The organism is Enterococcus ureasiticus, assembly GCF_001730285.1.
Taxonomy (GTDB): Bacteria; Bacillota; Bacilli; order Lactobacillales; family Enterococcaceae; genus Enterococcus_L; species Enterococcus_L ureasiticus.
In genome coordinates this window covers 96273-105904 of sequence record NZ_MIJZ01000017.1, presented here as the reverse complement: position 1 = coordinate 105904, position 9632 = coordinate 96273, and the positions used below count along the sequence as shown (strand labels likewise).

Annotated in this window: 7 protein-coding genes, 8 tRNA genes and 1 rRNA gene; 14 read left to right on the top strand and 2 right to left on the bottom strand. The window is 39.2% G+C overall.

Going from position 1 to position 9632, the window contains the following annotated elements; translation table 11 throughout:
• The 14 genes from rrf to gor form a co-directional block, all read left to right on the top strand.
• Positions 1–95, top strand: a 5S ribosomal RNA gene (gene rrf, locus BCR21_RS16230); the annotation flags it as partial.
• Positions 96–109: 14 nt separating this feature from the next.
• A tRNA-Val gene (locus BCR21_RS16225) sits at positions 110–182 on the top strand.
• A 6-nt stretch (positions 183–188) separates the two neighbouring features.
• Positions 189–261: transfer RNA gene (locus tag BCR21_RS16220), tRNA-Lys, on the top strand.
• Between the two features lie 13 nt (positions 262–274).
• Positions 275–356 (top strand) — tRNA-Leu (locus BCR21_RS16215).
• Positions 357–391: 35 nt separating this feature from the next.
• Positions 392–464 (top strand) — tRNA-Thr (locus tag BCR21_RS16210).
• A gap of 8 nt (positions 465–472) precedes the next feature.
• Positions 473–544, top strand: a tRNA-Gly gene (locus BCR21_RS16205).
• Between the two features lie 15 nt (positions 545–559).
• Positions 560–645 (top strand) — tRNA-Leu (locus tag BCR21_RS16200).
• A gap of 99 nt (positions 646–744) precedes the next feature.
• Positions 745–818, top strand: a tRNA-Arg gene (locus tag BCR21_RS16195).
• Positions 819–903: 85 nt separating this feature from the next.
• Positions 904–977, top strand: a tRNA-Pro gene (locus BCR21_RS16190).
• Between the two features lie 163 nt (positions 978–1140).
• Positions 1141–1608, top strand: coding sequence for a CtsR family transcriptional regulator (locus BCR21_RS16185; RefSeq protein WP_069647508.1), 468 nt, complete (start codon positions 1141–1143; stop codon positions 1606–1608).
• A 4-nt stretch (positions 1609–1612) separates the two neighbouring features.
• A complete protein-coding gene (locus BCR21_RS16180; RefSeq protein WP_069647507.1) occupies positions 1613–4102 on the top strand; it encodes an ATP-dependent Clp protease ATP-binding subunit in 2490 nt (829 codons plus the stop codon).
• 240 nt (positions 4103–4342) lie between these two features.
• A complete protein-coding gene (locus BCR21_RS16175) occupies positions 4343–5263 on the top strand; it encodes a peptidase U32 family protein (protein ID WP_069647506.1) in 921 nt (306 codons plus the stop codon).
• A gap of 14 nt (positions 5264–5277) precedes the next feature.
• A complete protein-coding gene (locus BCR21_RS16170; RefSeq protein ID WP_069647505.1) occupies positions 5278–6519 on the top strand; it encodes a peptidase U32 family protein in 1242 nt (413 codons plus the stop codon).
• 119 nt (positions 6520–6638) lie between these two features.
• Positions 6639–7991, top strand: coding sequence for a glutathione-disulfide reductase (gene gor, locus BCR21_RS16165; protein WP_069647504.1), 1353 nt, complete (start codon positions 6639–6641; stop codon positions 7989–7991).
• Between the two features lie 38 nt (positions 7992–8029).
• Here gor and BCR21_RS16160 read toward each other — a convergent pair whose 3' ends face one another.
• Together BCR21_RS16160 and BCR21_RS16155 are read right to left on the bottom strand one after the other, a co-directional pair.
• On the bottom strand, positions 8030–9016 hold the full coding sequence (locus BCR21_RS16160; RefSeq protein WP_069647503.1) for a polyprenyl synthetase family protein: 987 nt from the start codon (positions 9014–9016) through the stop codon (positions 8030–8032).
• A 39-nt stretch (positions 9017–9055) separates the two neighbouring features.
• On the bottom strand, positions 9056–9616 hold the full coding sequence (locus tag BCR21_RS16155; RefSeq protein ID WP_034683622.1) for a Gx transporter family protein: 561 nt from the start codon (positions 9614–9616) through the stop codon (positions 9056–9058).
• Positions 9617–9632: the final 16 nt, after the last annotated feature.

Genomic DNA, 9632 nt, shown 5'->3' with positions numbered 1-9632 from the left:
GATACACCTGTTCCCATGCCGAACACAGAAGTTAAGCTTCTTAGCGCCGATTGTAGTGAAGGGTTTCCCTTTGTGAGAGTAGGACGTCGCCACGCTAAAGTGTTGTCTTGGAGGTTTAGCTCAGCTGGGAGAGCACCTGCCTTACAAGCAGGGGGTCGGCGGTTCGATCCCGTCAACCTCCATTTTTTGAGCCGTTAGCTCAGTTGGTAGAGCATCTGACTTTTAATCAGAGGGTCGCAGGTTCGAGCCCTGCACGGCTCATAGGAATATTTTTGCGGGTGTGGCGGAATTGGCAGACGCACTAGATTTAGGATCTAGCGCCTTACGGCGTGGGGGTTCAAGTCCCTTCACCCGCATTTTTAGTCTCGTTTTATTACTAGGCGATTATAACGCCGGCTTAGCTCAGTTGGTAGAGCATCTGATTTGTAATCAGAGGGTCGAGGGTTCAAATCCTTTAGCCGGCATCCAGACTGCGGAAATAGCTCAGTGGTAGAGCACCACCTTGCCAAGGTGGGGGTCGCGGGTTCGAACCCCGTTTTCCGCTTAGCCTTTTCAAAACGCCGGGGTGGCGGAACTGGCAGACGCACAGGACTTAAAATCCTGCGGTGAGTGATCACCGTACCGGTTCGATTCCGGTCCTCGGCATTGCTTTGAAACACTATGAATGGCAATTGTGAAATTGACAGAATAGATGTTGAAAGGTACAAAGTAGATGAATACATCTGACTTTGATCCTTTTTTTTAGCACCCATAGCTCAACTGGATAGAGTGCTTGACTACGAATCAAGAGGTTAGGGGTTCGACTCCCTTTGGGTGCATAGTTAAAGTGTTTGACTGAGGATTAGAAGGTTCAGAGAATTTAGTTCCTTTTAAGCGTTTGGTCTTTTTTTATTATTATAGCTACGGGAAGTAGCTCAGCTTGGTAGAGCACTTGGTTTGGGACCAAGGGGTCGCAGGTTCGAATCCTGTCTTCCCGATTTAAAGAACAGAGTAATTACTCTGTTCTTTTTTGTTCGATTGAGTAACTAACTATTTCAATATATTTATCTTTTCTTATCAATTTGGGCATTCTTCTTTATTAAACAGTTGAAGTTATGTATAATTAAGGTCAGTATTAGTCAAGGGAAAAGGATGAGTGTGATGAGTAATCAAAATACTTCTGATTTAATAGAAGCATATTTAAAAAAAATTCTTGAAGAAAGCAGTAAAATTGAGATTCGTAGAGCCGAAATGGCTCATTTATTCAATTGTGTTCCCTCCCAGATTAATTATGTTATCAACACACGTTTTACGATTCAACGTGGCTATTCTGTTGAGAGTAAACGTGGCGGCGGTGGTTATATTAGGATTGCCAAAGTCCAAATTTCTGATAGTGATCAATTACTAAAACAAATTGCTCAGTTTACGGGTAATGAGCTTTCAGAAAAAGATGCGCTGATTTTTGTACAAAAATTGTATGAAGAAGACGTAATCACCAAAAGAGAAGGAAATCTGATGTTGTCAGTTCTTGGCAAATCAGTTTTAGGCAAAGCAGGATCTAATGAAGATTATTTACGTGCTCAATTGATGCATTCATTTTTAGAACGTTTGAGTTACGAGGAGGAATGATAGTATGGATGAATTATTTACAGAAAGTGCCAAGGCGGTATTAGCTATTGCACAAGAAGAAGCAAAATATTTTAGGCATCAATCTGTGGGCTCAGAACATTTATTGTTAGCATTAGTTTTAGAGCCAAATGGAATTGCTGGGAAATCACTACGTCAGTTGAATGCAGATAAAAATGATATTCGTGAAGAAATCGAGCATTTAACTGGATATGGAACCGTTAAAGGCTACCCTAAGGGCGCTTATTTACCTTATTCTCCTCGTGCAAAACAAATTTTTGCTTACGCAGGCGACGAAGCGAAACGTTTAGGCGCACCGAATATCGGAACGGAACATATTTTACTAGGTTTATTAAGAGATGAAGATATTTTGGCTTCACGTATTTTATTGAATTTAGGTTTGAGTTTATCTAAGATGCGTCAATTGCTAATGAAGAAAATAGGTGTTACTGACCCGCAAATGAGTGGTAATGTCGGGCGTCGTCGCAATAATCAGGCTCAAAAAGCTGCACCTAAAGGAACGCCAACGTTGGATTCATTAGCACGTGATTTAACGAAATTAGCGCGCGAAAATGATTTAGATCCTGTTGTCGGACGTTCACAAGAGGTTAGAAGATTGATCCAAATTCTAAGTCGTCGTACAAAGAACAACCCAGTTTTAGTTGGTGAACCTGGTGTGGGTAAGACAGCGATTGCTGAAGGTTTGGCCCAAAAAATTGTGAACGGTGAAGTTCCTGATGATATGCTAGAAAAACGCTTGATGATGTTGGATATGGGCGCTTTAGTTGCTGGTACCAAGTATCGTGGTGAGTTTGAAGATCGACTAAAAAAAGTAATTGATGAAATTTATCAAGACGGAGAAGTAATTTTGTTTATTGACGAATTGCATACCTTGATCGGTGCAGGTGGTGCTGAGGGTGCGATCGATGCATCAAATATTTTAAAACCAGCACTTGCAAGAGGAGAATTACAAACGATCGGTGCAACAACACTAGATGAATACCAAAAATATATCGAAAAAGATTCAGCATTGGAACGCCGTTTTGCTCGTGTGCAAGTGGATGAACCAACCCCTGAAGAAGCAGAAGAAATTTTAAAAGGTTTGCGCTCTCGTTATGAAGAACATCATGGTGTTGAGATAACAGATGATGCGCTTCATGCGGCGGTTCAATTATCTGTACGATATATCAATTCTCGCCAGCTACCGGACAAAGCCATCGATCTGATGGATGAGTCATCTGCCAAAGTCCGTTTAGATTTAGCAGATGAACCGTCTGAAATCAATAATTTACGTGTAGAAATCGCTCGTTTAGTTCAAGAAAAAGAAGAAGCGATTCAGTCCCAGTCATTTGAAAGTGCAGCAAGACTGCGCCAAAAAGAGAAAAAACTAGCACGTAAATTGGAAAACATTTTATTACTAGAACAAAAAGAAGCTTCTGGTTACGCGAATCAAGTGACAGAGCAAGATGTTGCGAATGTTGTTTCACAATGGACAGGCGTGCCGTTACAGCAGTTAGAGAAAAAAGAAAGTGAACGTTTACTTGAACTAGAAAGTATTCTACATCATCGAGTAGTTGGTCAAGATGAAGCTGTTCAAGCAGTGTCACGTGCGATTCGTAGAGCTCGTAGTGGTTTGAAAGATCCAGATCGACCAATTGGTTCATTCATGTTCTTAGGCCCAACAGGTGTAGGTAAAACAGAGCTTGCCAAAGCACTAGCTGAAACAATGTTCGGAAGTGAAGATGCTCTTGTTCGAGTGGACATGTCTGAATTTATGGAAAAATATAGTACTAGTCGTTTGATTGGTTCTCCTCCAGGTTATGTGGGGTACGAAGAAGGCGGGCAGTTAACTGAAAAAATCCGTCAAAAACCATACTCCGTCATTTTATTGGATGAAGTAGAAAAAGCGCATCCAGATGTCTTCAATATTCTATTACAAGTATTAGATGATGGGCATTTAACTGATTCAAAAGGACGTAAAGTGGACTTTAGAAATACAATTTTGATCATGACATCAAATATTGGAGCAACAGCGATTCGTGAAGAAAAAAATGTTGGTTTCAATGTAAAAGACCTGACAAAAGATTACGATGCGATGCAAAAACGAATTATGGAAGAACTGAAAAAAGCATTCCGTCCAGAGTTCTTGAATCGTGTGGATGAGACCGTTGTCTTCCGTTCATTGGACCAAGAAGAAATCCATGAAATCGTGAAAATCATGAGCAAATCTATCGTTCAGCGTTTGAGAGAGCAAGACGTCAATGTGAAAATAACAGCTGCAGCCATCGAAGTGATTGGAAAAGTTGGTTTTGATCCAGAATATGGCGCACGGCCGATTAGACGAGCATTACAAAAAGAGGTGGAGGATCGTTTAAGTGAAGCATTACTTTCCGGTCAAATCCATCTGGGTGATAAAGTAACCATTGGTGCAAGTAAAGGTAAAATAACATTGAACGTTAAATCGCCTAAACCTGAACAAGTATTACAAACAATTTAATAAAAAAATCATTAATTCGCTGTGCAAAACGAATCCGTTTTGTACAGCTTTTTTATTTTAATAAAAGTAAAACTATAGCATTTATTTTGTGAAAAATGAACGTTAAAATAAAGAGAGGCTATTGGAAAGTTTGTGAACCTGTGCTACTATAAAACAGTTGTTAGAAGACTATGGAAAAAGTAAAAAGACATTTTTTTAGGGCTGAACAAACCCACTCAGCTTTTTAAAGGAGGATACAAAATGATTGAACTTATTGCGACTGCTGAGTCGATTGAACAAGCAGAGGCTTTGTTAGCAGTAGGAGTAGACACGTTATACATTGGAGAAGAGATGTTTGGATTGCGCTTACCAACGTCATTTTCTCGTGAGGAACAGCGGACCATTACAGAAAAAGCGCACGAAGTTGGTAAAAAAGTAACGATTGCACTAAATGGCATTATGCATCCTGAAAAAATGAAAAAAGTGCCAGAATATTTGGCATTTTTACAAGAAATCAAAGTAGATCAAGTAACAGTAGGTGATCCTGGAGTCGTATTTGTGATGCAACGTGATCAAATCAATATTCCATACATTTACGATGGTGAAACCTTAGTGACTAGCTCTCGCCAAATAAATTTCTGGGCGAAACGTGGAGCAATCGGTGCAATATTGGCACGTGAAGTTCCTTTTGAAGAAATGAAAGCGATGAAGGAAAACTTGATGGTTCCAGCGGAAGTTCTTGTGTATGGTGCTACATGCATCCATCAATCAAAACGACCATTGCTGCAAAACTACTATAATTTCACTAAAAATGATGAGTCGGCGAGTAAAGAGCGCGGTTTGTTTATATCAGAACCTAAAAAAGAAGAGACGCACTATTCAATTTATGAAGACAGCCATGGCACGCATATTTTTGCAGATAATGATGTGAATTTAATTGGTGAATTGGACAAGCTTCATGAACATAATTACACAAAGTGGAAACTTGATGGGATCTATGCGCCAGGAGAAAACTTTGTAGAAGTAGCAAAACTATTCGTAGACGCAAAAGAAAAAATCGAAACAGGTCTTTGGTCGAGTGAACAAGCTCAAGAAGCAGTCGATCAAATCAAAGCTTTACATCCAGAAAACCGTGGGTTAGATATTGGATTCTTTGATTTAGATCCAGACGAGATAAAATAAGGAGAAAAACACACATGACAAACGAACGAACATTGAAGCGTCCTGAGGTCTTAGCACCAGCAGGGACGCTAGAAAAACTAAAAACAGCCATTCATTATGGAGCAGACGCGGTATACATTGGCGGAAATGCTTATGGTTTACGTAGCCGTGCAGGTAATTTCACAAAAGAGGATATGATCGAAGGCGTAGCATTTGCCAAAGAACATGGAGCGAAAGTATATGTAGCAGCAAATATGGTTACCCATGAAGGAAATCAAGAAGGAGCAGGAGACTTTTTCAGAGAAATTCGCGATGTTGGTATTTCCGCAGTAATCGTTTCTGATCCGGCCTTGATTGAAATTTGTGCAGCAGAAGCACCTGGCTTGCCGATCCATTTGTCTACACAAGCTTCAGCTACTAATTATGAAACACTGGAATTTTGGAAAAACGAAGGCTTGGAGCGTGTTGTTTTAGCACGTGAAGTATCAATGGAAGAAGTAGCAGAGATTCGCAAAAATACGGATGTTGAGATCGAAGCATTCATCCATGGTGCAATGTGTATTTCTTATTCGGGTAGATGTACGTTGTCTAACCATATGTCAATGAGGGATGCTAACCGTGGCGGTTGTTCACAATCTTGCCGCTGGAAATATGAGCTTTATGATATGCCTTTTGGCGCTGAACGTACAAGCTTAACAGACAAAGGTGAAGTTGAAGAAGAATTTTCAATGAGCGCGGTTGATATGGCGATGATCCAGCATATTCCTGAATTGATCCAAAATGGTGTTGATAGTTTTAAAATTGAAGGAAGAATGAAATCCATTCACTATGTTTCTACAGTAGCAAATGTTTATAAAAAAGCAGTTGATACGTATATGGAAGATCCTGAAAATTATGAATGTAAACAAGAATGGATCGATGAACTTTGGAAAGTAGCACAAAGAGAGCTTTCAACTGGTTTTTATTACCATGTACCAACCGATGAGGAACAACTATTTGGAGAACGTCGTAAAATCCCTCAATATAAGTTTATTGGTGAAGTCATGGCATATGATTCTGAAACAAAAATCGCAACAATCCGTCAAAGAAATCATTTTAGTGTAGGGGATGAAATTGAATTTTATGGTCCTGGGTTCAATCACTTCCATCAAACAGTAGAAGTTATGTATAATGAAGAGAACGAGTTAATCGATCGAGCACCAAATCCAATGATGATTCTAACGATGCCGGTTGAAAAACCTGTGGCAGTTGGCGATATGATTCGTAAGAAGAAATAAGTAATACAAATGAGGGATTGGCTGTCGTAGCCTATCCCTTTCATTACAGGTGGAAGTTCGTTAGCATTTCGGACATAAATTCCTATTATCAGTCTTTAAAATAAGGAGGACAAATAACTATGTCAAAACAATATGATTACATCGTGATCGGCGGTGGCAGTGGCGGGATTGCTTCTGCTAATCGTGCAGGTATGCATGGGGCTAAGGTTTTACTGATTGAAGCTGCAGATATTGGCGGAACGTGTGTCAATGTTGGCTGTGTACCAAAAAAAGTGATGTGGCAAGCTAGTTCAATGATGGAAATGATGAAGCGTGATACTGAAGGATATGGATTTGATGTAGATGTAAAAGCATTTAGCTTTAAAAAACTTGTTCAAAATCGTGAAGCCTATATCAATAATTTACATGCAGCTTATCATCGCGGATTAGATAGTAACAAAGTAGAAGTTTTATCTGAATATGCAACATTTGTTGATGATCATACAGTTGAAGCAGGTGGTGAAATCTATACTGCACCTCATATTTTGATTGCTACTGGTGGACGCCCCAAAAAATTAGGGATTCCTGGTGAAGAATATGCGATAGATTCCAATGGTTTCTTTGCTTTAGAAGAATTACCAAAACGAGTAGTATTTATTGGTGCAGGCTATATAGCTGCTGAACTTGCAGGAACAATCCATGGATTAGGTGCTGAAACGCATTGGGCTTTTAGAAAAGAGCGCCCGTTACGAGAATTTGATGAAATGCTTTCTGAAAAAGTAGTTGAGCATTATATTGAAGACGGTATGCATATTTATCCTCATTCAACTCCCCGTTCTATCGAGAAGTTTGAATCTGGAGAATTGATGATCACTTTTGAAAATGGGACTAAGATTACAGCTGATAGTATTGTATTCGGAACGGGTCGTCAACCAAATACGGATACCTTGGGATTAGAAAATACTCATATTGAGCTAACAGATAAAGGTTATGTAAAAGTCGATAAATTTCAAAATACAACGCAGTCTGGTGTGTACGCCGTTGGGGATGTGATCGGTAAAATTGACTTAACACCTGTTGCTATTGCAGCGGGGAGAAGACTTTCAGAACGCTTATTTAATGGGAAAGAAAATGAATATTTAGACTATGAAACGATTCCTACTGTTGTTTTTACTCATCCACCAATTGCTACAGTTGGCTTGACTGAAATAGAAGCAGAAGAAAAATATGGCGATGAGAACATCAAAATTTATCAATCGACGTTTACTCCAATGTATTTTGCGCTAGGAGAATATCGTCAAAAATGCGATATGAAATTGGTGTGTGTTGGCGAAGAGGAAAAAATCGTTGGACTACATGGTATTGGCCTTGGTGTAGATGAGATGCTGCAAGGTTTTGCAGTTGCCATAAAAATGGGAGCTACGAAAAAGGATTTCGATAATACAGTAGCGATTCACCCGACAGGTTCAGAAGAATTTGTGACGATGAGATAAAAAACCAGGATAAAACGGCTAACGTTTTATCCTGGTTTTTAATTTGTTCGTGCAAGAATCGCTTGTGTGATTGTTAACAATTCATTTTTAGCATTAGTGGATGTTTCAGGTAATTTGCTAATCCCCTTTAATGCTTGTTGTGTATATTCTTCTGCAAGTTTCTGCGCTTTAGCGACACCGCCAAAAGAATGAACGAGTTCATAGATTTTATTTGTCTCAGTTTCAGTTAATGATTCACCTTTTTCAAGGTAAGGAAGTAAGGTTTCACGACCTTCTTCTAAAGCATATAAAAGCGGTAGTGAATAAACTCCTTGACGAACATCTTCTAGAACGGGTTTGCCGATTTGTTCAGGGCTTTGTGTATAGTCTAAAACGTCATCAATAATTTGAAAAGCAATCCCGATATTTTCCCCGATCTTCCCACAATTTTTAGCAAATCGGTCTGATGTTCCACTTTCATAGGCGCCAACAAAACAGCTTAATGAAAAAAGCTCGGCTGTTTTACCAGAAATATTCTCAAGGTATTGATCGATCGTCATGTCAAGATTATAGCGATTGTCCATTTGGCCCAATTCGCCGCTCAATATTTTTTCCATACTTCTGGAATTCAATTGGATACTCTTTAAAGAAGAAGAGTAATCAGCTAATAGTTTAAAACAACTGACAAATAAATAATCACCAGCATAAACGGCTGTGCTATTGCCGAATTGAGAACGTATAGTTGGTAAGCTGCGTCTGATATCTGCATCATCTACGATATCATCGTGGATCAGGGTTGCAGTGTGTAGTAACTCGATAGCCGCTGCCAAAGCAACAGCTTTTTTTCCTTCTCTTTTTTCACCAAATTGTGAAAATAAAAGTTGATAGGCTGGTCGCAACAATTTACCACCAGAATGAATCATAGACATGACCGCATTTTCGACCTCTTTGTTTTTTAAATTAACACTATTTTCCATTAGCTTTAGTGTGCTGTTTAAATCTTTTGCTAGTTCAGGATATTTTTTCCACATTGGGTGAATGTTCATAAAATGACTCCTTTGATTGTACTCGATCTGACTAAGATGTTATTGAAAATATTGACTCCATTTATGCTTGGTTGTTGATTCATAGTTTAACTGGAATTGCCGTAAGGTTTGAACATGGCGCAACAAGTAGTTTGCTGCAATTCCTATTGCAATCCCAGATAATAAGCCGATAAATGAAAGGAACGGTAGATAAAGCATGGGAGCCCACGATTGAGCAAAGAAACAAGTGGTCAATAGTTGTCCAACATTATGCAAAAATCCGCCTGCTGCACTGATTCCGATAATACTGACACGTTTTGGTCCTAACTGCATGATAATGAGCATCCCTAAATAACTAAGTAACGCACCACTGGCACTGTAAAAGAAGGTAGAGATCGTTCCTCCAAGTAAAGTCGTTAAAATCAAACGCATACAGACTAAAAAGAAACTGTCTCTTTTTCGCATGGTAAAAATGGCAATGATTGTAATTAAGTTAGCCAATCCTAATTTTGCCCCTGGAGCGAAAGCAAAGGGATAAGGGATCATATTTTCAATCAAACCAATAATCACGCCTTGGGCAACTAACATGGAAATATAGATGTTTTTTTGTAATTTGCTCATAATATACTGGCAACGT

Coding starts and splice junctions, on each gene's coding strand:
- BCR21_RS16175 (WP_069647506.1), top strand. CDS start 4,343: ATGATTGAACTTATTGCGACTGCTGAGTCGATTGAACAAGCAGAGGCT.
- BCR21_RS16170 (WP_069647505.1), top strand. CDS start 5,278: ATGACAAACGAACGAACATTGAAGCGTCCTGAGGTCTTAGCACCAGCA.
- BCR21_RS16180 (WP_069647507.1), top strand. CDS start 1,613: ATGGATGAATTATTTACAGAAAGTGCCAAGGCGGTATTAGCTATTGCA.
- BCR21_RS16185 (WP_069647508.1), top strand. CDS start 1,141: ATGAGTAATCAAAATACTTCTGATTTAATAGAAGCATATTTAAAAAAA.
- BCR21_RS16160 (WP_069647503.1), bottom strand. CDS start 9,016: ATGAACATTCACCCAATGTGGAAAAAATATCCTGAACTAGCAAAAGAT.
- BCR21_RS16155 (WP_034683622.1), bottom strand. CDS start 9,616: ATGAGCAAATTACAAAAAAACATCTATATTTCCATGTTAGTTGCCCAA.
- gor (WP_069647504.1), top strand. CDS start 6,639: ATGTCAAAACAATATGATTACATCGTGATCGGCGGTGGCAGTGGCGGG.